Annotated in this window: 5 protein-coding genes; all 5 read right to left on the minus strand. The window is 73.1% G+C overall.

Annotated elements, in window-relative coordinates:
* Window positions 1-100 precede the first annotated feature (100 nt).
* The 5 genes from WT26_RS02450 to bioB are packed head-to-tail and all read right to left on the minus strand — an operon-like array spanning window position 101 to window position 24,544.
* Window positions 101-7,261, minus strand: a complete 7,161-nt coding sequence (locus tag WT26_RS02450; protein ID WP_080485600.1) for a type I polyketide synthase — start codon at window positions 7,259-7,261, stop codon at window positions 101-103.
* Window positions 7,261-13,659 carry a type I polyketide synthase gene (locus WT26_RS02455; RefSeq protein WP_069269628.1) on the minus strand — a complete coding sequence of 2,133 codons (6,399 nt, stop codon included), beginning with the start codon at window positions 13,657-13,659 and terminating at the stop codon, window positions 7,261-7,263. The genes WT26_RS02450 and WT26_RS02455 overlap by 1 nt, the downstream gene beginning before the upstream one ends.
* A 31-nt stretch (window positions 13,660-13,690) precedes the next feature.
* Window positions 13,691-21,712 carry a type I polyketide synthase gene (locus WT26_RS02460; RefSeq protein ID WP_069269629.1) on the minus strand — a complete coding sequence of 2,674 codons (8,022 nt, stop codon included), beginning with the start codon at window positions 21,710-21,712 and terminating at the stop codon, window positions 13,691-13,693.
* A 19-nt stretch (window positions 21,713-21,731) separates the two neighbouring features.
* Complete coding sequence (locus tag WT26_RS02465; protein ID WP_060154208.1) at window positions 21,732-23,495, minus strand: carbamoyltransferase; 1,764 nt, start codon at window positions 23,493-23,495, stop codon at window positions 21,732-21,734.
* A 53-nt stretch (window positions 23,496-23,548) separates the two neighbouring features.
* On the minus strand, window positions 23,549-24,544 hold the full coding sequence (bioB, locus tag WT26_RS02470) for a biotin synthase BioB (RefSeq protein ID WP_080485601.1): 996 nt from the start codon (window positions 24,542-24,544) through the stop codon (window positions 23,549-23,551).
* Between the last annotated feature and the right edge of the window lie 17 nt (window positions 24,545-24,561).

Here is a 24,561-nt window from a genome sequence, read left to right on the forward strand (position 1 = left end):
GTGCGGATCGCTTTCCCCCGCCGCCGCTCCGCACGAACGGCAGCGTTCGCCTGCAATTCGGGTGCGCCCGCCAGCCCCGGCCGGGCGCACGTCACGTACGTCAGGCCGGCTGGGCCAGCGCGAGCCGCGCCAGCACCACGTCGACCACGCTGCGGGGCGCGTCCTTCACGAAGTAATGCCCGCCGTCGATCTCGCGCACGTCGACCGCGCCCGCGAAGTGCTGCCGCCACGCATCGATCTCGGCAGCGGTCACGACGTGGTCGTGCGTGCCGCCGAGGATCGTCGCGGGAACCGCCAGCGGCGTGCGCGCCTCGTGCGCATAGGAGTTCAGCAGCGCGATCTCGGCCCGCAGGCTGGGCAGGAACACGTTCAGCAGCTCGCTATCCGCGAGGACCTGCTCCGGAATGCCGCGCAGGCGCTTCAGCCCCTCGATGAATTCCGCTTCCGGCAGGCCCGCGATGTCGCCGACGGGGTTGTGCAGGTGCGGCGCCGGATACGCGGCCAGGAACAGGTGCTCCGGCGCGGGCGCGCCCGCGTCGCGCAACGCATGCGCGAGCCCGAACGCCAGCAGCGCGCCGAGGCTGTGCCCGTAGATCGCGTACGGGGCGTCGAGGCGCGGCAGCAGCGCATCGCGCAACGCGTCGACCAGCTCCGGATAACTGGAATACGCCGCTTCGGCGTGGCGCGGCGGCCGGCCCGGCAGCTGCAGCGCCTGCAATTCGATCTCCTCGGGCAAGTGCCGGACCCAGCCGGAAAACACCGAGCCCAGGCCGCCCAGGAACGGGATGCAGAAGATCCGCAGACGCGGCGCGCGCGACGGCCGCGGCACGAGAAACCACTTGCCCGCGTCCGCCGCTGGCGCCGGAGGTGGGGCGGCGACGGGCTGCGCCGGCGGCGGCGCGTCGGCCGGAAGATTCGATGCGCCGAGCTGCTGCGTCAGGAACTCGGCGAGCGCGTCGACCGTCGGATGGCGCCACAGCACCGCGGACGACAGCGGCAGGCCGACTTCGCTCTCGATCCGGTTGCGCAGCTCGAGGCCCGTCAGCGAATCCAGCCCGGCCTGCGGGAAGGTCATCGCGGGCGTCAGCGCGGCTTCCGGCACCCGCAGCACCGCGGCGGCGTGCCGGCGCAACAGGGCCTGGATCAGCTCGCGCCGCATCGCCGGCGGCGCGTCCTTGAGGCGCGCCTGCGTCGCGCCGTTGCCGGGCCGCGCGGCCGCGCCGCCGCGCACCATGTCGAAGCGCGGCTGCACTGCCACCGTGGGCGACGCGTCGAGCCAGCGCTCGGCGTCGAACGGGAACACGCCGACCACCGGCTCGTCGCGCTTCATCAGCACGCCGAGGTAGCGGTGCGACTCGCCGGTCGTCAGGCTGGCCGCGCCACGCTCCGCGAGGCGCGCGCCTCGCTCACTGCGGGCCGCCGCGAGCCCGGCGTCCGAGAACGGCCCCCACTGGAGGCTGAGCGCCGGCAGGCCCTGCGCGCGCCGCCACGCGGCGAGCGCGTCGAGGCACGCGTTCGCCGCGGCATAGCTCGTTTGCGACGGCGAAGGCAGCAAGGCTGCCGCCGACGAATAGAGGACGAAATGATCGAGCGCGCGCCCGGCGGTCAGCTCGTGCAGGTGCCACGCGGCGTCGGCCTTCGGGCCCAGCACGCGCCGGTACGCGTCCGGCGTCTGGGTGTCGACCAGACCGTCGCTCAGCACGCCGGCCAGGTGATACACACCGCGCAGCGGACCGAAATCGGCGTCGATCGCGTCGAGCTCGCGTGCGAGATCAGCGCGCGACGCCACGTCGATCGCGACCGTTCGCACTTCGGCGCCCTGCCGCCGCAATTGCTCGGCCTGCGCCTGCGCCGCCTCGCCCGCGGCCGAGCGCCCCATCAGCACGATCCGCCGCGCGCCGTTCTCGACCAGCCAGCCCGCGAGCGCCGCGCCGAGGCCACCGGTACCGCCCGTGATCAGGTGGGTGCCGCGCAGCAGCGGCGCGGGCCCGCTCGGCTCGGCGACGACAAGTTCGGGATCCTGCATGGTCAGCGCCAGCTTGCCGACGTGCTGCGCCGCCGCCATTCGCTGAAACGCCTCGGCGGCGCGGGACACCGGCAGCACCGTGGTCGGCAGCGGCGCGAGCTCGCCCTGCGCGAACGCGTCCAGCACCCGCCGGAACAGCGCGGCGAACTGCTCGGGCCGTTCCCGCTGCAAGCCGCCCAGGTCGATCGCCACGAAGCGGAGCCGCTTCTTGAAGTGGCGCATCGGCAGCCGGCCGTCCTCGTAGATGTCGCGCTTGCCCAGCTCGAGGAACCAGCCGTCGGCGGCCAGCACCCGCAGGTTCTGCTCGATCGCCGCACCCGCGAGCGAATTGAGCACCACGTCGACCCCGCGCCCGCCGGTCGCGTCGAGCGTCGCGCGCTCGAACGTCGCGTTGCGGGAATCGAACACGTGTCGCACGCCGAGCTCGCGCAGCAACTGCCGCTTGGCCTCGCTGCCGGCCGTCGCGATCACCTCCGCGCCGAGCGACAGCGCGAGCTGCACGGCCGCCAGCCCGGTGCCGCCCGTCGCCGAATGGATCAGCACACGCTGCCCCGCGCGCAGCGACGCGACTTCCTTCAGCGCGTACCACGCGGTCATCGACGCGATCGGCAACGCGGCCGCCTGCGCCGCCGACAGCGTGTCGGGCTGCAGCGCCACCAGCGCCGCGTCGACGCACGCGTGGCTCGCGAAGCAGTGCGCGCCGATCGCGACCACCCGCTGCCCGACCTGCACGGCCGACACGCCCGGGCCGACGCGCGACACGACCCCGGCGCATTCGCTGCCGAGCGCGACGGAGCGCTCGCCGTCGGCGAGGAAGAAGCCCATTGCACGCATCACGTCCGCGAAATTGAGCGCGGCCGCGTCGATTTCGATCTCCACCTCGCCGGCCTGCGGCGCGACGCGCGGCGTCGCCCGCAGCTTCATCGAACCCAGCACGCCCGGGCGGTCGATCTCGACGCGATAGGGTTCGTCGGCCAGGCGCTCGCCCGGCTCGCGCTCTTCGCCGAGCGGCCGGCGCGCCAGCCTGCCGACCCAGCGCGCCGCGCGCAGCGCGACTTCCGTTTCGGCGGACCCGCCGGCGAGCTCGTCGGCCAGCCGCTCCGCCTGCGCGTGCGCGTCGCCCGGATCGACGTCGATGCAACGCACGCGCCATTCCGCGTGCTCCGCCGACAGCGCGCGCGCCAGCCCCCAGAGGCCGGCATCGCCCAGCGCCGCGCGAGCCGGCGCGGACTGGCCGGCGACTGCCTGCGCGCCGGCCGACACGAAGCTCAGGCGCGGCGCCTCGCGGCCGTCGAACACGGCAAGCATGGCCTGAACGAGGCCGAGCGCATCGATGCTCGCCCGGATCGCCGGCTCGCCGCCGTCGTCGCCCGCGAGCGCGCGCTCGACGCTGTCGCCGATCCAGACGATCGAGCGCGTCCCGTGTGCCTCTGATTCCGCCCACGCGCGCAATGCGACCGCCGGAAACGGCGAACCGTCGCCGGGCGTCCAGCGCAGCAGCAGCGCCGCGCCACCGAGACGCGCCTGCAACCGCTCCAGCCACGCGCCGGATGCGTCGCGGCAGGCGGCGACGATCAACCAGTCGCGCGGCTCGGCTTGCAACTCGGCCGGCAGCGGCTGCTCGATCCATGCCTGGCCGTGCAGCCAGCGGCCCTGCGCGGGCAGCGCCGCATCGGCGCGATCGGGGCTCAGCGCGCGCAGCCCGACGATCCGCGCCACCACGCGGCCCGCCGCGTCCCACACGACCAGATCGGCCGTCGACGCGTCGCCGTCGAGCGCACGCACCCCATGCACCCAGGCGGGCGCGCCCGCGCCGGCGGCGATCGTCACCCGTTCGACGGAGACCGGCACCCGGGCCGGCTCGCCGTGCCGGCAGCCGAGCCACGCCAGCCCGTGCAGGCACGCATCGAGGCTGAAGGCGTCCGGCTGCGCGGCGCCGCCGTCGGACAGCCGCGCGACGAACGCGTCGTCCGCCCACCAGAGCCGCTCGACGCAGCGAAACCGCGGGCCGTATTGCAGCCCCATCCCGTCGAGCGCGTCATACAGCGTCGCGCCGTCGACCTCGTCGCGCATGCGCGCCTGCGCGTCGGCGAACCCCGGCTGGGCGCCGTCATCCGCCGGGCCGCTCGCGCGGGTCACGCGGCCGCCCGCATGCTCGACCCAGTGGTCGTCGCCCTCGCTGTCTCGGCTGCTCACGCGCCAGCCGGCCGCGTCGGGCGATTCGTCGACCAGCACGAGTTGCAACGGCCGCGGCTCGGTCGCGTCGTCGGGCAATGCCAGCACCTGCCGGAACACGACGTCGGTGACCGCGAGATCCTGCTCCGGCCAGCGCGCCAGCGCGGCCTGCAGCGCCAGCCGCAGGAACCCCGCGCCCGGCAGCAGCGCGCTGCCGTCGACGCGATGCTGCGCGACGAGCGGGTGCCCCACGCCCAGCCCGCCGTCGGCCACCATGGTGCCGGCCTGGCCCGCGATCGCGCGCGCGGCGCCGAGGATCGCGTCGGTGTGCCCGTCCGCGCCCGCCGCGCGCCGATAGGCGGGCAGCGGAAACTCGACATGCTCCCAGCTGCGCGGCGGAATCTCGGCCACCCGGCTTGGCGTGCGCTCGACGTCGACACGCGCGCCGTGCGCGAACAGCCGGCCGGCGGCCAGCAACGCCGTACGCCCCTGCGGGGCGTCGTCGTTCATCGCGCACGCGACGCAGCCGTCGACGCCCGCCTGCGCCAGCGCATCCTCGATGGAGGCGCTCAGCGCCGGACGCGGCGAGATTTCCAGGAACAGCCGGTAGCCGCGCGCGATCAGTTTTTCGAGCGTCGGGTAGAGCAGCACCGGCTGCCGCAGATTGGCGGCCCAGTAGTCGGGCGTCAGCGTCGCGCCGTCGATCTCGTCGGCCGTCACCGTCGAATACAGCGGGATCTCCGCCGCGCGCGGCGAGATGGCGGCCACCGCTGCCTTCAGCGGCGCGAGCAGCGGCTCCATGAACGCGCTGTGCGACGCGTAGTCGACCCGCAGCCTGCGGCAGAACACGCCGCGCGCCTGCCACGCGGTGACGAGCGCGTCGATCTCGGCTTCCTCGCCGGACACGAGTGTCGACGCCGGACCGTTGCAGGCGGCGAGGGTCACGGCGCGGCCTTCGGCCGCGACCTGCGCCTCGACCTCCGCGCGGCTCATCGCGAGCATCGCCATCGCCCCGCCCTTCGCCGTGACGCCGAGACGGCTGCGCTCGCACATGATGCTCGCGGCATCGTCGATCGACAGCGCGCCGGCGACGGCCGCCGCGCTCACCTCGCCCATGCTCTGCCCGACGACCGCGTCGAAGCGCACGCCGAGCGCGCGCAGGTGGGCGGCCAGCGCGACCGCGACCGAGAACAGCAGCGGCTGGACGGTGGCCGCGTCAAGCGCCGCGAAGGCCGCTTCGCCGGCGGCGAGCGCATCGCGCATCACGCGCCCCGAATGGCGCTCGACCGCCTGCGCGCATTCGTCGAACGCACGGGCGAACGCGGGGCTCGTCGCGTAAAGCTCGCGCCCCATCCCGCCCCATTGCGCGCCCTGCCCGGAAAACACCGCGACGACGCCGCGCTCGCCGGGCAGCCGCTCGCCGCGCACGACTTCCGCGGGCGCCGCGCCGTCCGCGAACGCGTTCAGCTGCGCCGCGAGTTCGGCCGCGTCGCGGCCCGCGGCCGCGATGCGCAGCGCGCCCGGATTGCGCCGCGCGCGCGCCGTGTGGCAGAGCTCGCGCCACTGGGCGGGCGCCTCGGCGAGACGGCGCGCGAAGCGCCGCGCCTGGTCCCGCAGCCCCGCCTCCGAGGCGGCGCTCAGGAACACGGCATCCGCATCGCCGGGCAAAGGTGCGGCGGCCTCGGCGGGCGTCGGCGCCTGCTCGATGAGCGCGTGCGCGTTCGTGCCGCTGAAGCCGAACGAGCTGACGCCCGCGATCCGGCTGCCGGACGGGTTGAGCGGAAACGGCGTGAGCGCCGTCGGCACCTGCAGGCGCTCCGCCTCCCAGTCGAAATGCGGATTGAGTCCGTTCAGGTGCAGGTTCGGCGGAATCGTCGCGTGCCGCAGCGCGAGCACCGCGCGCAGCAGCCCGGCCAGCCCCGCGCCCGCTTCGAGGTGACCGATGTTGGTCTTCGCGGAGCCGACCCACAGCGGCGACGCGCGGTCGATGCCGTAGGCCGCCGCCGCAGCGGAGAGCTCGATCGGATCGCCCAGCTCGGTCCCGGTGCCGTGCGCCTCCAGGTAGCCGACGTCGCTCGGCCTCAGCTTCGCGCGCGACAGGCACGCGCGCAGCAGCTCGGTCTGCGCGAGCCGATTTGGCGCGGTCAGACCGTTGCTGCGCCCGTCCTGGTTGAGCGCCGTCTCGCGCACCGACGCGAGGATCCGATCGCCATCCCGCAGCGCGTCGCCCAGGCGTTTCAGGACCAGCACGACGCAGCCTTCGCCGCGCACGTAGCCGTCCGCGTCCGCCGAGAACGCACGGCACCGGCCGCTCGGCGAAAGCGCATTGAGCTTCGCGAGCGCCACCGAGGATTCCGGGCCGGCGCTCACATGCACGCCGCCCGCGAGCGCGATGCGCGTCTCGCCCTTGCGCAGCGCCTGGCACGCCAGGTGCAGCGCGACCAGCGACGACGAGCAGGCGGTGTCGATGCTGAGCGCCGGCCCCTGGAAGCCGAACGTGTAGGCGAGCCGCCCGGACGCGGTCGCGAGCGACGCGCCGGTTGCCGAGTAGGTGTCGGCGGACTCGGTCGCGAACCGGTGCACGAAATCGTTCGCGCAGATCCCGACGTAGACGGCGGTGTCGCTGCCGCGCAAGCCGTCGATGTCCAGCCCCGCGTGGTCGAGCGCCTCGTAAGACACTTCGAGCAGTTGCCGCTGCTGCGGCTCCATGCGCTCCGCCTCCCGCGCGGAGAGGCCGAACGCGGCAGGATCGAAGCGGTCCGCGCCGTCCAGCACGGCCATCGCGTCGCTGTAGACCTTGCCCGCCGCGTTGCGATTCCGGTCGAACAGGCCCGGGGCGTTCCAGCGCGCCTCCGGCAGTCCGGATACCGCATCGCCGCCGCTTGCCAGCAACGCCCAGTAACTGTCGAGATCGACGACGCCGCCCGGCAGTCGGCAAGCCGCCCCGACGATCGCGATCGGCTCCGAGCGCTCGCGCTCGACCGCCTCCAGCTTGAGCCGGCTGCGTTCGAGCGCCGACAGCGCGCGCAACAGCGAAGAATCAGCACCCAATGCCGTCATCACAGATGTCCTTCCAATGCAGAGATTTCCCGTTCGAGCCGGGCGACCAGTTCGTCCGCGGACAGGTCGGTCCGCGCGGCCGGCGCGGCCTCGTCCTGCACATCGCGGCGCGCGGCCGCCGCCGGAGCGGCCGCTGCGGCCGTCTTGCCCGCCTCGTCCGCCAGCGCGGCGAGATGCGCGGCGAGCGCCACGATGCTCGGGTAGTCGAACGCTATCGTCGGCGCCAGGCGCCGCCCCGTGAGCGCGCATAGCTCGTTGCGCAGTTCCATCGCCATCAGCGAATCGAGGCCCAGCTCGCGCAACGGCATCTGCACGTCGAGTCGCGTCGACGGCCGAGTGCCCGTCACCTTGCGCACCGCCTGCTCGACCAGCATGCGCGGATCGACGTCGCGCCCCGGCGCGGCGGCCGCCGGCGACGGCGCGGCCGAAGGGTTGCCCACGTCCGCCAGCAGCGACGGGCGCACGGCGCGCGTCTGCGCGACCGTCGCCCAGTCGGCCGCGATCACCGCGACCTGGCTGTCGGGCGCGTTCAGCAGCCGCGCGAGGCTGGCCATGCCGCTCGCCGGCTTTAGCAGGAACTGACCTTGCGCGCGCAGCCGGCGCAGCGCGGCGGCCTCCATCGAACCCGCCATGCCGGCCCCGCTCCAGCCGCCCCAGTTGACAGCGAGGGCCGGCAGGCCGAGGCGGCGGCGGTACTGGACCAGCGCGTCGAGATAGCCGTTGGCCGCCGCGTAGTTGCCCTGGCCCGCTGCGCCGAGCGCCGATGCAATCGACGAGTAGACGACGAAGAAGTCCAGCGGCACCCCACTGGTCCGCTCATGAATCCAGCGCGCACCGTCCGCCTTGGGCGCGATCACGCGGCCATAGCGCGGCTCGTCGAGCGCGCTCAGCGGCGCGTCGTCGAGCGTGCCGGCGGCATGCAGCACGCCCCGCAGCGGCGGCCAGCCGTCCGCGAGCGCGGCGAACAGGCTATCGACATCCGCCTCGACGCCGATGTCGGCAGGCGTCCAGCCGCACCGTACGCCGCGCGCCGACAGGTGTTCGAGCAGCGCGTCGAGCGCTGCGTCGCGGGTTCGGGAGGTCAGCAACAGGTGCCGGGCGCCACGCTCGACCAGCCATTGCGCGGCTTCCCGGCCGAGTGCGCCGCTGGCGCCCGTGACGAGGTAGGTCGCGCCGGCCGGCAACGCGTCGCCGTCATCGTCCGCGACGCGCAGCACGACCTTGCCCACGTGACGGCCCTGCGCCATCGTGCGGAACGCCGCGCGCGCGTCGCGCAGCGGATGGACCGTGCGCGGCAGCGGCTGCAACTCGCCGCGCGCGAACATCGCCTGCAGTTCGCCAAACAGCGCTTCGATCCGTTCGCCCGGCACGTCGGCGATGTCGAAAGGCAGGTAGCGCGCGCCCGGATGATGCGCGGCGACGCGCTCCGGCGGCCAGATCTCCGCCTTGCCCATTTCCAGGAAGACGCCCGACGGGCCGAGCGCGCGCAGGCTTTCCGGGATGAAGTCGCCGGTCAGCGCGTTGAGCACGGCGTCGACGCCGCGGCCGCCGGTGCTCGCGAGAATCTCGTCGGCGAAGCCCAGGCTGCGCGAATCGAAGCGATGCTCGACGCCCAGCCGCTCCAGCACGCCGCGCTTGCCCGCGCTCGCGGTGGCGAACACCTGCACGCCCATGCGTTGCGCCAGCTGGACCGCCGCGAGGCCGACGCCCGTGGCGGCGGCGTGAATCAGGATGCGCTGGCCGCGCGCGAGACCGCCGAGCGTCGTCAGCGCGTAATGCGCGGTCAGGAAAGCGACAGGCACCGTGGCCGCCGCCTCGAACGACCAGTCGTCGGGCATCCGCGCGACGTAGCGGGCATCGACGACCGCATGCGACGCGAAGCTCCCGTCGGCCATCGCCATCACGCGGTCGCCGACCCGCAGCGTCGTCACGCCATCACCGATCGCGGTAACCACGCCGCTCAACTCGCCGCCGATGCCGCTCGCGCTCGCCGGCAGCTTGCCGAGCACGCGCAGCACGTCGCGGAAATTGAGGCCGGCGGCGCGCACCGCGATCGCGACCTCCCCGCGTCCCGGCTGCGGCGCCGCGCAGGCGGCCAGCGCCAGCGACTCCAGCCGGCCATCGGCCGCCGCCGTGAGCCGGTACGACGCCGCGGTCGGCACGGCCAGGCTGTCGTCGCCGGCGGCCACCCGCAGCCGCAGCGCGTAGCGGCGCGCACGCAGGCACACATCGGTCTCGCCGTCGGTGCGCCACAGCTCCGGCCACAGCGCGTCCGCCGCCGCGTCGTCCGGCAGGCCGCGCGCCAGATCGACGTTGGTGCAGCGCAGGTCCGGGTACTCGACCGCGAGCGTGCGACCCAGCGCCGCGATCGCGCCGGCCGCCGGCACGCCCGGCTCCGGATCGTCGGCCGGCGACCACGCGCCCGCGGTCACGAGCCACAGCTTGAAACCCGGCGCCAGCGGCGCAGCGGCGAGCGCGACGGCCAATGCGCCGACGCGCGCGGCCACGCCGGCGATCGCCGTGCTGCCCGCCGCGACGTCCAGCTCCGGCACGACGCGCAGCGCGCCCCGCAACGGGCCGGGCGCGTCGCGCAATGCCGCGGCGATCGCGTCGCGCCCCGCCGCCTCGTCGACGCGCACGAGCGTCACGTCGGCGCCGCCGCGCGCGAACCTTGCCTCGAGCGCGGCGCAGCGCGCGGGCGCGCCGACCAGCAGCCAGACGCCTGCTGGATCGTCCGGCCCAACGGCTGCGTCGACCGGCGTCCATTCGATCGCATGCTCGGTCGGCTCCGCCGCTTCGGGCGCCGCGGCCGCCGGTTCCGCGAGGCGGCGCAGCGTCATGCCGCGCACCTCCATCACCGGCGCGCCGTCGTCCGCGAAGAGGCGCAGCGTCGCGCGGATCGTGTCCGGCTGCGCGTCGCCATCGCGGTCCAGCCAGACGGCCACCCGCGACGCGGCAAACGGCCGGGTGTCACGCGACAGCACGACCTCGTCGAACGCGAGCGGCACGAAGGCCCCGTCGCGCAGTTGATAGACGAGGCACGCGGCGGTTGCCTGCAGCGCCGCGTCGAGCAGCCCGGGATGCACCGTGAGCCCGTTCGTCGTCCCTTGATCGAGCAGGGTCGCCTCGGCGCGATGCGCGCCGTGACGCACGTCGGCGAGCGCCTGGAAACTGCCGCCGTAGCCCAGCCCGCGCCGCGCGAATTGCGCGCGCAGCGCATCGCCGCCCAGCTGCCCGACGAGCGCGTCGTCGGCGGCGTCGAACGGCAGCGCGCCGGCTTCGCGCGCGACCGGCGCCAGCTCGCCGCGCGCATGCTCGGTCCAGCCCGCTTCTGCGCGCGCGGCGTCGCCCCGGCTGTGGATCGCGAAGCGCCTCCCACCATTCGCCGGCGCGGAGACGACCAGCTGGATCACCCGGGTCTCGTCCTCGGCGAGGCGCAGCGGCGCGCTCAACACCACGTCGCGCACGCCCGTCGCGACGCCGTCGCCCAGCGCATCGCACGCCTCGAGCGCGAGGCTCAGGTAGAAGCTGCCCGGCACCAGGATCGCCCCGGACAGGCGGTGGTCGCGCAGGAACGCGTGGCTGCGCGCGCTGCAACGCTGCTCGAACACGGTCGAGCCGTCCGCGACGTCGACGCGCGCGCCGAGCCCGGACGCCGCGATGCCAGGCGCACCGCCCGCGGTCTCGGCATCGTCCGGTTCGACCCAGTAGCGCTTGCGCTGGAACGGATAGGTCGGCAACGCGACCTTGACCGGCCGCTCGACGCGATGCAGCGACGCCCAGTCCAGCGCCGCGCCGCGCACGTGCAGCCCCGCCGCGCTCTCCAGCATCTGCTCGACCTCCCCGCGCCCCGGGCGCAGGCTCGCCAGCGACACCACCTCGCTGTCCGGCCCCAGCGTCTGCCGCGCCAGCACCGTCAGCGTCGGACGCGCGCCGATCTCCAGCACCACGTCCACGCCCTGCGCCGCCAGCGCCTCGATCCCAAGACCGAACCGCACCGGCGCGCGCGTATGCTCGACCCAGTACTCCACCGTCGCCACTTCCGCCCCCGCCACCGCGCCGCTCACGTTCGACACCAGCGGCAACTGCGGCGCCGACAGCCGCGTCGCCTTCAGCACCGCCTCGTACGCCGCCAGCATCGGCTCCACCAGCGGTGAGTGAAACGCATGCGAGCCCGGCAGCAGGTCCGTGCGTACCCCTTCCTGCGCCAGCCGCGCACGCAGCGCCTCGATCTGCGCCGACGCCCCCGCCACCACCTGCTGCGACGGCCCGTTCAGCGCGGCGATCACCAGCCCGCCGCCCTGCTCCGCCAGCCGCTCGCGCAGCGTCGCCGCGTCCAGCATCACCGACAGCATCGCCCCGCCTTCGCAACGGCTCTGCATCAGCCGCCCGCGGCTCGCCACCAGCTTCAGCCCCGCCTCCAGCGTCAGCACCCCGGCCGCCTGCGCCGCCATGTACTCGCCCAGGCTGTGACCCATCACCACCTGCGGCGTCACGCCCCAGCTCTCCCACGTCCGGCGCAGCGCATACCCCAGCGCAAACAGCGCCGGCTGCGTGTAGTCCGTGCGGTCCAGCAGCGCCGTCGACGCCCCGTACAGCACCTCCAGCAGCCCTACCTCCAGCTCGCCTTCCAGCAGGCTCGCGCATTCGTCCAGCGCCGCCCGGAATACCGGCTCGCGCTCATACAGCTCGCGCCCCATTCCCGCGTATTGCGAGCCCTGGCCCGTGAACAGCATCGCCACCCGCGGCCGGCGGTTCCGGTACACCCCGCGCAGCAGCGCCGGCTGCTCGCCGCCCTCGCCGAACGCGCGCAGCCGCGACACCAGCTCCGCCCGCTCGCGCACCACCCACGCCGCGCGCTGCTCGAACGCGCTGCGCCCCGTGTTCGCCGTGTAGCAGATCGACGCCAGATCCGCCGAGCCCTGCTCCACGAACGATGCATAGCGCGTCGACAGCGCGCGCAACGCCTCCTCGCTGCGCGCCGACAGCGTCAGCACCTGCGCGCCGCGACCCGCGCCCGAAGCTTCCCGCACCACCTCCGGCGCCGATTCCAGGATCGCATGCGCATTCGTGCCGCTGAAGCCGAACGAACTCACACCGATCATCTTCAGCGGCGCGTCGTTTTCCGTCAGGCGCGTCGGCACCGCCAGCCCGCTGCCGGCCCAGTCGAAGCGGGGGTTCGGATTCGTGAAGTTGAGGCTCGCGGGTACCCGCTGGTGCTGCAGCATCAGCACCGACTTGATCAGCCCCGCGATGCCCGCGGCGGCTTCCAGATGGCCGATGTTGGTTTTCACCGAGCCGACCAGCAGCGGCCGCTGCGCGGTGCGCCCGCGCCCGTACACCTTCGCCAGCGCGGCCAGCTCGATCGGGTCGCCGAGCGGCGTGCCCGTGCCGTGCGCCTCGACGTAGCCGATCGCGCCGGCCTCGACGCCGGCATCCTTCAGCGCGGCTTCCAGCAGGCGCTCCTGCGCCCGGCCGTTCGGCACGGTCAGCCCGCTGCTCGCGCCGTCATGGTTGATGGCCGTGCCGCGAATCACGGCCAGGATCCGGTCGCCGTTAGCGCGCGCGTCGTCGAGCCGCTTCAGCACGATCACGCCGGCCCCTTCGCCGCGCAGATAGCCGTCGGCCGCCGCGTCGAACGTGTGACAGCGGCCGGTCGGCGACAGCGCCCGGATCTTGCAGCAGAACACCGTGGACAGCGGCGACAGCATCAACGCGACCCCGCCCGCGAGCGCCATGTCGCACTCGCCCATGCGCAGGCTCTGGCACGCCTCGTGGACCGCGACCAGGCTGGCCGAGCACGCCGTGTCGACGAGCATCGTCGGCCCCTCGACGCCGAGCACGTAGGCGAGCCGGCCCGCCGCGATGCTCGGTGTGTTGCCGAGCCCCGCGTACGCATCGACGCGCCGCGCGTCGCGGCCGAACGCGAGCCGCTCGTAGTCGTGCCAGCTCACGCCCATGAAGACGCCGCACGATGCCCCCCGCACCGCGCTCGGCGCGATCCCGGCATGCTCGAGCGCTTCCCAGCCCACTTCCAGCAGCAGCCGCTGCTGAGGATCGAGCGACACGGCCTCGCGCTCCGCGATGCCGAAGAACGCCGGGTCGAAGCTGTCCACCGCGTCCAGGAAGCCGCCGCGCCGCACGTACATCTTGCCCGGCGCCTCCGGATCGGGATCGAAGAAGTGCTCGACGTCCCAGCGGTCCGCCGGAATCTCCGTCGTCACGTCCCGGCCGTTCGACAGGACGTCCCAGAACGCGTCCGGGCCCGCGACGTCGTGCGGAAAGCGGCAGCCGATGCCGACAATCGCAAGCGGCTGGCGCCGGGCCCGCTCGAGCGCCTCGACCCGCTCCCGCGCGAGCTTGAGCGCCTGCGCGATCCGTTGCTGCGTTGTAGTCACCTTGAAGTCCCCATGTTTGTGCGCGTGATGCTCAGCGGCGCAGCGACGCCTCGAGGCGCGCCAGTTCCGCGTCGACGTCGTCCGCCGGCTCGCCCGCCGCCTGCCCCGGACTCCCGGCCCCGGCCGCCGGCATCGGCTCGTCCGCCGCCGGTGCGCGTTCCGCCTTCAGCCGCTCGAACAGGAAGTCGGCGCCGAGCTCGACGTTGCCGTAGTCGAACGCGAAGGTCGCCGGCAGCGACAGCCGCAGGTCGCGCTGCACCTTGCTGCGAAACTCGACGGCGGCCAGCGAATCCAGCCCGAGCTCCAGGAAGCCGCGGGTCGGCGCGACCTCCTCGGCGGTGCGGCCGAGCATCACCGCGATCTGCGCCTGCAGATAGGTCGCCAGCGCGTCGTGCAGGGCCGGCAGCGCCAGCGCGTCGAAGCGGTCGCGCTCGTCGTGGGTCGCGGCGGGCGCGGCGTCCGCCGCCTCCTTCGGGAACCAGTCGGCGAGCAGCTTGCGCACGCCCTCGGACGGTTCGGTCTGCGCGTAGCGCTGCCAGTCGTCGTTGCCGATCACCACCGTGGCCGCGTCGGCGCGCCGCGCCGCTTCGACGTGCTTGAGGAGCTCGTCCGGCGACAGCGCCTGCAGGCCGCGCGCGGCCGCCTTGTCGCGATGCGCGCGATCGAGCGCGGCTGCCATCCCGACTTCGGCGAACGGCCCCCACTGGATGCTCGTGGCCGGCAGCCCGAGCGTGCGGCGGGCGCCGACGAGCGCGTCGAGGTACGCGTTAGCCGCCGCGTAGCTGCCCTGCCCGGCGGTGCCGAACAGCGCGCTGATCGACGAGAAGCAGACGAAGCAGTCGAGCGGCGCGTCGAGGCTCAGCGCATGCAGGTTGAGCGCGCCCGCGACCTTCGCGTGGAGCGGCACCGCGAACTCCGCCCAGGACTGGCCGCCCAGCACCCCGTCGCGCAGCGCGCCGGCCGCGTGGAAGATGCCCTTCAGCGGCAGCGGGCCGGACAGCACGGTCTCGTGCCATGCGGCGCGCAGCGCCTCGAGATCGGCGACGTCGCAGCGGGCCAGGTCGACCGTGCAGCCCTGCTTGCGCAGCGCGTCGATCGCGGCGGCCGCGGCGGCGTCGGGGGCGCCGCGCGACATCAGCACGAGCCGCTTCACGCCGGCCTGCGCGAGCTGTTGCGCAAGGCGCAGGCCCAGCCCGCCCAGCCCGCCGGTGATCAGGTAGCTGCCGTTCGGCTCCAGCGGCGGCACGTCCCGGCGGGCCGGCTTCGCTCGCCCAAGGCGGGCGGCATGCACCGCGCCGTCGCGAAGCGCGAGCTGCAATTCGTCCGGCGCCGCGTGCAGCAGCGGCGCCAGCGCGGCGGCCGGGTCGGCCGTCGCGGGATCCAGGTCGATCGTGCGGCAGCCCCATTCCGGATGCTCGGACGCGACCACGCGCGAGAGCCCGGTCAGCGTCGCCTGTGCCGCGCGCTCGACGTTCAGCGTGCCGCCCAGCTCTTGCGCGCCCCCGGTGACGAAGCTCAAGCGAGCCGGCCTGTCGACCTGCGCCAGCGCGCCGACGAGCGCGAGTGCGCCACCGCACAGCTGCGCCTGGACGGCGAGCGGATCGGCCGGCGTGTCGGCCTCGGCGCCGAAGTCCAGCGCGCGCAGGTCCACGACATGCAGGGTGCCCTTGCCCGCACGCGCCGCGACCGCACGCAGCGTGTCGCGCCATGCCGCCTCGCTCGCCGGATCGGCCAGCGGCACGCTCAGGTCGTCGCCGGTGTGCGATGCCGCATCGACCTGCAGGCAGCGCACCCCCGCGCTGCGCAGCCGCGCGGCCAGCGCCGCGCCGGTTCCAGCGCCGTCGCCGGCGACCAGTACGCAGTCGTCGGCCGGCAGCAGCGGCGTCGCCAGATCGTCGAGGCGCTGCCAGCGGGTCGCGAACAGGCGATCCGTTCCGTCGCCCTGCAACAGCGCATGCACCGCGCCCCGATGCAGGCGGCGCACCTCGAAGCCGCGCACATGCGCGATCACGCGCCCCGAGTCCTCGAACACCCGGATATCCGCGGTCACGCCGTTCTCCTCGCCCTCGCCCTGCCGGACGATCCGCGCATGGACCCATAGCCGGTCGGTGGCGGGGCGGCCGTACAGGCGATAGCTGTCGATGCTGAACGGCACGTAGATGTAGTCGGTCTTGAGCAGCTCCTCGGTCGCGAACTGCCAGCAGCTGTTGAGCAGCTGGAAACCGGATTCGACGAGGCCCGCGTGGAACGGCCCGTCGATCGGTTCGAGCAGCGCCGGCAGACGCGTGCGGCACAGCGCCTCCGCGTCGCCCCGCCAGATCTCGTCGATCCAGCGGAACGAATTGCCCGTGTCCATGCCGGGAATCCACACTTTCGAATAGAAATCGGCGCCCGACAGGTAGTCCGCGCAGCGCGCCTTGACCGCGTCCAGCTCCGATGCGTCCGGGGCCGGCGGCAGCGCGCGCGGGCCTCGAATGCTGCGCGCCTCGACGTGGAGGGTCCACGCCGCGTCGTCGGCGGGATCGCGTTGCGGTGCGAGCGTGACCATCTCGATCGCATGCGACTGGCCGGCCGCCGGCCGCATCACGATCTGCACCGTGCGCCGTCCGGCCTCGGGCATCACGAACGGCCGGAGGAACAGGATTTCGTCGACGACGCAGCCGGCTTCGCCGTAGACCGCCTCGGCGGCGGCCAGGAACATCGCGATGTGCGACGCGCCGGGCACGACCATCGCACCGAACAGGCGATGGTGGTCCACGTAGGCAGGCCAATCCGGACGGAATTCGGCCTCGAAGCGGACCTCGGTCGAACGCGGCAGCTTCAGGCGCCGGCCGAGCAGCGTGTGCAGGCCGCCTTCGTCGGACGCCGCGTGCCGGTGCGCGGACGCATCGGCGTGCTGGCTCGCGTCGACCCAGTAGCGCTTGCGCTGGAACGGATAGGTCGGCAACGCGACCTTGACCGGCTGGTCGACGCGATGCAGCGACGCCCAGTCCAGCGCCGCGCCGCGCACGTGCAGCCCCGCCGCGCTCTCCAGCATCTGCTCGACCTCCCCGCGCCCCGGGCGCAGGCTCGCCAGCGACACCACCTCGCTGTCCGGCCCCAGCGTCTGCCGCGCCAGCACCGTCAGCGTCGGACGCGCGCCGATCTCCAGCACCACGTCCACGCCCTGCGCCGCCAGCGCCTCGATCCCAAGACCGAACCGCACCGGCGCGCGCGTATGCTCGACCCAGTACCCCGCCGCCGCCACTTCCGCCCCCGCCACCGCGCCGCTCACGTTCGACACCAGCGGCAATTGCGGCGCCGACAGCCGCGTCGCCTTCAGCACCGCCTCGTACGCCGCCAGCATCGGCTCCACCAGCGGTGAGTGAAACGCATGCGAGCCCGGCAGCAGGTCCGTGCGTACCCCTTCCTGCGCCAGCCGCGCACGCAGCGCCTCGATCTGCGCCGACGCCCCCGCCACCACCTGCTGCGACGGCCCGTTCAGCGCGGCGATCACCAGCCCGCCGCCCTGCTCCGCCAGCCGCTCGCGCAGCGTCGCCGCGTCCAGCATCACCGACAGCATCGCCCCGCCTTCGCAACGGCTCTGCATCAGCCGCCCGCGGCTCGCCACCAGCTTCAGCCCCGCCTCCAGCGTCAGCACCCCGGCCGCCTGCGCCGCCATGTACTCGCCCAGGCTGTGACCCATCACCACCTGCGGCGTCACGCCCCAGCTCTCCCACGTCCGGCGCAGCGCATACCCCAGCGCAAACAGCGCCGGCTGCGTGTAGTCCGTGCGGTCCAGCAGCGCCGTCGACGCCCCGTACAACACCTCCAGCAGCCCCACCTCCAGCTCGCCCTCCAGCAGGCTCGCGCATTCGGCCAGCGCCGCCCGGAACACCGGCTCGCGCTCGTACAGCTCGCGCCCCATTCCCGCGTATTGCGAGCCCTGGCCCGTGAACAGCATCGCCACCCGCGGCCGGCGGTTCCGGTACACCCCGCGCAGCAGCGCCGGCTGCTCGCCGCCCTCGCCGAACGCGCGCAGCCGCGACACCAGCTCCGCCCGCTCGCGCACCACCCACGCCGCGCGCTGCTCGAACGCGCTGCGCCCCGTGTTCGCCGTGTAGCAGATCGACGCCAGATCCGCCGAGCCCTGCTCCACGAACGATGCATAGCGCGTCGACAGCGCGCGCAACGCCTCCTCGCTGCGCGCCGACAGCGTCAGCACCTGCGCGCCGCGACCCGCGCCCGAAGCTTCCCGCACCACCTCCGGCGCCGATTCCAGGATCGCATGCGCATTCGTGCCACCGATCCCGATCGAACTCACGCCGGCCACGCGCACGCCGCCCTCGGGGCGCCACGCGCGCAACTGCGTATTGACGAAGAACGGACTTGCGTCGAACGGAATGTCCGGATTGGTCTGCGTGCAGTGCAGGCTCGGCGGGATCTCGCCGTGAAATACCGTGAGGACCGCCTTGATCAGCCCGGCGACGCCCGCCGCCTGATCGAGGTGCCCGATGTTGGTCTTGACCGAGCCGATCGCGCAGAAGCCGGTGTCCGCGGTCGACGCGCGGAATGCCTGCGTCAGCGCGGCGATCTCGATCGGATCGCCGAGCGGCGTCGCCGTGCCGTGCGCCTCGACATAGCCGATCGCGCGCGGATCGATGCCGGCCGCCGCGTGCGCCTCCATGATCGCGGCTGCCTGGCCGTCGACGCTTGGCGCGGTGTACCCGACCTTGCCCGAGCCGTCGTTGTTGATCGCCGTCCCCTTCACCACCGCGTAGATGCGGTCCCCGGCCGCGAGCGCGTCGTCGAGCCGCTTCAGCACGACCACGCCGGCGCCGCTGCCGAACACGGTGCCCGCGCCCTGTCGGTCGAATGCGCGGCAGTGTCCGTCGGGCGACGCGACCATCCCTTCCTGGTACAGGTAGCCGATGCGATGCGGAACGTGAATGCTGACCCCGCCGGCGAGTGCCGCGTCGCACTCGCCGCGCAACAGGCTTTGCGCAGCCAGGTGCACGGCGACCAGCGAAGTCGAGCAGGCCGTCTGCACGTTGACGCTCGGGCCGTGCAGGTTCAGCCGGTAGCTGACGCGCGTCGGCAGGTGATCCTTCTCGTTGCTGATGCGGATCTGGAAGGCCGCCGCGGGTGCCGAGTCCGACTCGAGCGGCGCGAGTACCGACTTGTGATAGCCGCTCGCGTCCGTTCCCGCAAATACGCCAATCCCGTCGCCCTCCTTCTGCGGATCGATGCCCGCATCTTCCAGTGCCTGCCACGCGCATTCGAGAAAGATCCGCTGCTGCGGATCGAGCAGCTCGGCTTCGCGCGGGCTCATGCCGAAGAAGGTCGCGTCGAACAAGTCGATGTCGTCGAGCACGAAGCCCGCGCGCACGTAGTTCGGATCGGCGAGCAGCGCAGGCGAGACGCCCGCCGCGCGCAGTTCGGCCTCGCTGAATTCCGTGCGCGATTCCACGCCTTCGCGCAGGTTGCGCCAGAACGCGTCGACGCTCGACGCGCCCGGCACCCGCACCCCGATCCCGACCACGGCAACGCTCGCCGAGCGCGCCGGCATCTCGCCCCGGCTGCGTCCGCGCGGCCGGCCAGCGGCGACGGCCGACTGGCCGTGCGCGTCGAGATAGGCGGCCAGCCCGGCCACCGTCGGATTGCGGAAGAACTCGACGCGCGGCACGCGCATCCCGAACGCCTGCTCGATCTTCTGCTGCATCTGCAGCAGCAGCATCGAATGACCGCCGAGATCGAAGAAATTGACATCGACGCCCACCTCGGGCGTGCGCAGCACGTCCCGCCAGATCGCCTGCACGCGTTCGAGCGTCGATCCGTGCGCCGCGGCCTGCGGCGCGGGCGACACCGCGCGGGCGAGCGCCGGCAGCGCGTTGCGGTCGACCTTGCCGTTGTCGGTCAGCGGCACCCGCTCGATGGACACGAACGCCGCTGGAATCATGTAGTCGGGCAGCGTGCGGCGCAGGCCGTCGCGCCACTGCGCTGAGCGGTCCGCGGCCGCGCCGTCGTCGTGCACCACGTAGGCGACGAGCCGCTGGTCGTCCTCGTCGAGGCGTTCGACGATGGCCACCGCCTGGCGCACGCCCGGCAGCGCAGTCAACGCGGCCTCGACGTCGCCCAGCTCGATCCGGAAGCCGCGCAGCTTCACCTGGTTGTCGAGCCGCGCGAGCCAGCGGATCGCACCGCTCGCGCTCGCCCGCACCAGGTCGCCGGTGCGATACAGCCGAACCGCGCGATCGCCGTCGAGCGTCACTTCGACGAACCTCTCCCGCGTCAGCGAATCGCGGCCGTGGTAGCCATCGGCGAGGCCCTCGCCGCCGATGTACAGCTCGCCCGCCACGCCGGGCGGCACCGGCGCACCATGCGCGTCGAGGATATGCAGGTGCACGTTGCGCAGCGGCGCGCCGATCGCCACGAAGCCGTGATCGCGCACGTCGTGCCAGGTCGCCCACACGGTCGCCTCCGTCGGCCCGTAGACGTTGCACAGGCGGCCCACCAGCGGACGCAGCGCGCGCGCGAGCGGCTCGTCGAGCGCTTCGCCGCCGCACACGGCGGTCAGGTCGGGCTTGCCTCGCCATTGCGCGGCGACCAGCATCCGCCACGTGGCCGGCGTCGCTTGCAGCACGCGCGCCTGCGCCGCGTCAATCCGGCTCGCCAGCGCCAACGGGTCCGCCGTTTCGTCGCGGCTGGCAAGCCACACGCGCCCGCCGGCGACGAGCGGCACGAACAGCTCCGCGAACGCGATGTCGAACATCGGCGTGGTCACGGCCAGCCACGTCTCGCCCACCTGCAAGCCGCTGCGCTCGTGCATCGCGAGCAGCAGGTTGACGGCCGCACGATGCGCGACGCGCACGCCCTTGGGCTGGCCCGTCGAGCCCGACGTGTAGATCAGGTAGGCGATCGCGGAAGGATCGTCATCGCTGAAGTCAGCGCCCGCGCCGTCGCCCGGCACGCCTTCCAGCAGCGCGTCCAGCGCCACCTGCGGACGCGCCTGCGCACCGTCGGCTGCCGCTTCGGCGATCACGAGCCGGACGTCGGCGTTCTCCAGGATGAAATCGCGTCGCGCGGCAGGGTAGCCGGGGTCCAGCGGAACGTACGCGCAGCCGGCCGTCATCACGCCGAGCAGCGCGCTCAGCAAATCGACGCGACGCTCCACGCACACCGCCACGCGCTCGCCCGGCTGGATGCCGCGTGCGCGAATCGCGCGTGCGACCCGCGCCGCGCGCTGCAGCAGTTCGCGATAGCTTAGCCGCTGCGTCGCCGTTTCGACAGCAATCGCGTCCGGCGTCCGCCCGGCGGCCGCACGGATCAGCGCGCTGACCGTCAGATCGGGTATCTCCGCCACCGGGCCGCGGAGCGTGTCGCGCCATGCGGCGAGCGCATGCGCCGGCCACAGCGGCAGCTCGCCGACCGGCGCGGCCGCCGCGTCCGGCAGCGCCGTGGCCGCGCCAAGCCAGCTCGTCAGCATGCCCGAGATCGTCGCGGCTTCGTAACGATCCTCGTCGTACTCGCACTCGAGCAACAGCGCGTCCGCGCGGCGGATCAGCATGAAATTGAGCTCGCTGTCGACGAACAGCGCGTCGGCGTCGTCCAGCGCCGCCTCGGACAGCGCCGCCTCGGCGAGATCGGCGGGCAAGTTGACGAACGACACCGTCACCGGAGCAGGCGCGCGCTCGGGATCGTGCGGCGTGCGCTGGTCGAGCGCGCCACGGGTCGCGCGCAGCAGCACGTCGGCCGGCGCGTCCGGCGCGACGTCGAGCGTCAGGCGCGTGCGCGCCGGTTCGCCCTGTGCGTCAGCGTGCGTGATCAGGTCGAGCGGCACGCTGCGCTGGTCAGCGTAGCGGGCGAGCGTCATGCCGAGCGCCGCGAGCCAGAGCGTCGCCTCCGCGTAGCCGCCGTGCCGCGCGCGCGCGCCGGCCGCCTCCGCCGTCGCGGCGGGCACGGGCATGTCGTTTCGCATCCTGCGGTAGCGAGGCGTGACCGGCGCGGGATAGTCCCGCGGCAGGTCGAGCGGTACGGGCGTGTGCGTCGCGGGCTTCGTCGTGTGTGCGTTCATGGTCGTGTCGTCGTTGTCTTCAAGCCTTCAGCGTTGCCAGGTAATTCCCGATCACCAGCGCGTCGAGGCGCGCTTCGCGGAACGTCTCGACCGCTTCGTCCGCCGTGCGAACGATCGGCTGGCCGCGCACGTTGAAGGAGGTGTTCAGCAGGATCGGAATGCCCGCCGCATGCTCGAACGCTTCGAGCAACTGATAAAAGCGCGGATTGCGATCGGCGAACACCGTCTGCACGCGCGCGGAGCCGTCGCAATGCGTGACGGCCGGCAACGCGTTCCGGTGCGCGGCCTTCACACCGGTCACGTACAGCATGTGTGCGAAGGTCTCCACTTCGCCCGCCTTGATGTCGAAGAATTCCGGCGCACGGTGGGCCAGCACGGCCGGCGCGAACGGCCGGAAGTCCTCGCGCTTCTTCACCAGCGCGTTGACGCGCGCACGCATCGACGGCGAGCGCGGATCGGCGAGGATGCTGCGATTGCCGAGCGCACGCGGACCGAATTCCATCGCGCCCTGGAACCAGCCGACGATCTGCTCGCGCGCGAGCAGGTCCGCCGTCACGCGCGCCAGCTCCGCCGCGTCGTCGAAGCGGCGCACGTCGAGCCACGGCTTGTCGAGCGCCGCGCGGATCGCGCCGTCGTCCTCGTGCGTGCCCCAGAACGGCATGCTCATCGGCTGCATCACCGCATCCGGGTCATGCTCGCTCTGTACGTAGAGCGCTGCGCCGAGCGCCGTACCGTCGTCGCCCGAAGCGGGCTGCACGAAGGTGCGCTTGAACAGCCGGCTGCGCAGCACGACGCCGTTCGCGGTGCAGTTGAGCGCGACGCCGCCCGCCATGCAAAGGTGGCGCGCGCCGGTGCTCGCCTTGAAGGTCTGCAGCGTATGCAGCGTCGTGTTCTGCAGCACGGCCTGCAGCGCGGCGGCGAGATCCATGTGGGCCTGGGTGATCGGCTCGTCCGGCAGGCGCGGCTTGCCGAACAGTTCTTCGATGACCCGCGACGACGCGCGATAGGTCGCCATCTCGAGCGGCGTCTCGTTCAGCTGCAGGACCGGAATCGTGTAGAAGCCGTCGTCCTGCAGGCGCACCAGCTCGCTCAGCTTCGCGAAGTACGGGCGCGGGTCGCCATACGGTGCCAGCCCCATCACCTTGTATTCGCCCGAGTTGAAGCGGAACCCGAGGTGCAGCGTGAACAGCCCGTACAGCACGCCGAGCGAATGCCGGTGCGATACGCTCGCGACCCGGGTGAGGCGGCCATTGCGGCCCGTCCAGATCGACGCGCTCTCGGTCTCGCCCATCCCGTCGGAGACGAACACCAGCGCGTCGTCCATGCCGCTCGGGTAGTAGGCACTGGCCGCGTGAGCGAGATGGTGCGGCACCTGCACGAACTTCTCGTCCCACGGCCCGTCGCCCCAGCGTTCGCGCAGCACGCTCAGTTGCGCGTCGCGCGACTGGACCTGCTCGAACTCCACGCGCGCATCGCCCGTCTGCGCCAGCGATGCGGCGACGGCATCGTAGGCGAATCCGTGCGCGATGCGATCGACCTGGTCGAGCCGCAGGCCCGCCCGGGCCAGCACTGCGTCGATCGCACCGGCCGGAAAGCGCTCGATGCCCTTTTGGCCCGTGAAGCGCTCTTCCGCCGCCGCGCCGACGATGCCGCCCGGGCCGACGAGCGCCGCGGCGGCGTCCAGCCCTTGCGTAATGCGCAGTTCACGGCGCTGGATATCCGGGTAATGCTGCTCGCGAAACGAAATGGCGCGGTCCAGCCCGCTAATGCCAAGGACATGCATGACGGCCCCTCGTAAAGAAATGCGAATGGTGTCGGGTCGACGCGGACGCTCGATCAGCGCGCGCCCAGTCTCGTGATCAGATGCTCATCCCGCTCGAGCGTCGGGTTAGGCGTCGTCAGCAGCCGGTCGCCGACGAACACCGAGCCGGCGCCGGCCAGGAAGCACAGCGCCTGCAGTTCGTCGCTCATGTGCTCCCGGCCGGCCGACAGGCGGACCACCGATTCCGGCATCAGGATCCGGGCAACCGCGATAGTGCGCACGAACTCCAGCCCGTCGACGCCGTCGGCTGCGGCCAGCGCGGTGCCGGGAACCCGCATCAGCGAGTTGATCGGCACCGACTCGGGATGGACCGGCAGGTTCGCGAGGGTCTGCAGCATGCCGATACGGTCGTCGCGGGTCTCGCCCATGCCGACGATGCCGCCGCAGCACACCTTGAGGCCCGCGCCGCGCACGTGGTCGAGCGTCTCCAGGCGATCGTCGAGCGTGCGCGTGCTCGCCACCGTCGGGTAATACGCCGGCCCGGTGTCGATGTTGTGGTTGTAGAAATCCAGGCCGGCATCCGCCAGCCGCGCGGCCTGCGGCCCGGTCAGCATGCCGAGCGTCACGCAGGTCTCGAGGCCGAGCGCCTTCACGCCCTTGACCATGTCGCACACACGCTCGAGATCCCGCTCGCGCGGGCTGCGCCACGCCGCGCCCATGCAGAACCGCTGCACGCCGGCCGCCTTCGCGGACGCCGCGGCAGCCAGCACCGCATCGAGATCCATCAGCTTGCTGGCCGGCAGCATCGTGTCGGCATGCACTGACTGGCTGCAATAGCCGCAGTCCTCCGGACATCCGCCGGTCTTGATCGACAGCAGCTGCGAAATCTGCAGCGGACGTCCCGCATGGAAGCGGCGCTGGATCGTCTGCGCGTCGTACAGAAGATCCGTCAGCGGCGCGGCGAACAGCGCCGCGATCTCTTCTTGCGTCCAGTCGTGCCGGACGGCCGCGTCGGCGCTCCGATTGCCTGCGGACGCGCGAACGCCGTCCGACGACGTGTCATGACTCATGTGAACGATTCCGTTGA

Source organism: Burkholderia cepacia (assembly GCF_001718835.1).
GTDB lineage: Bacteria > Pseudomonadota > Gammaproteobacteria > Burkholderiales > Burkholderiaceae > Burkholderia > Burkholderia cepacia_F.

Excerpts from the sequence above, each read along its gene's own strand:
- WT26_RS02450 (WP_080485600.1), bottom strand. The coding sequence starts at position 7,261 with ATGACGGCATTGGGTGCTGATTCTTCGCTGTTGCGCGCGCTGTCGGCG.
- WT26_RS02460 (WP_069269629.1), bottom strand. The coding sequence starts at position 21,712 with ATGAACGCACACACGACGAAGCCCGCGACGCACACGCCCGTACCGCTC.
- WT26_RS02465 (WP_060154208.1), bottom strand. The coding sequence starts at position 23,495 with ATGCATGTCCTTGGCATTAGCGGGCTGGACCGCGCCATTTCGTTTCGC.
- bioB (WP_080485601.1), bottom strand. The coding sequence starts at position 24,544 with ATGAGTCATGACACGTCGTCGGACGGCGTTCGCGCGTCCGCAGGCAAT.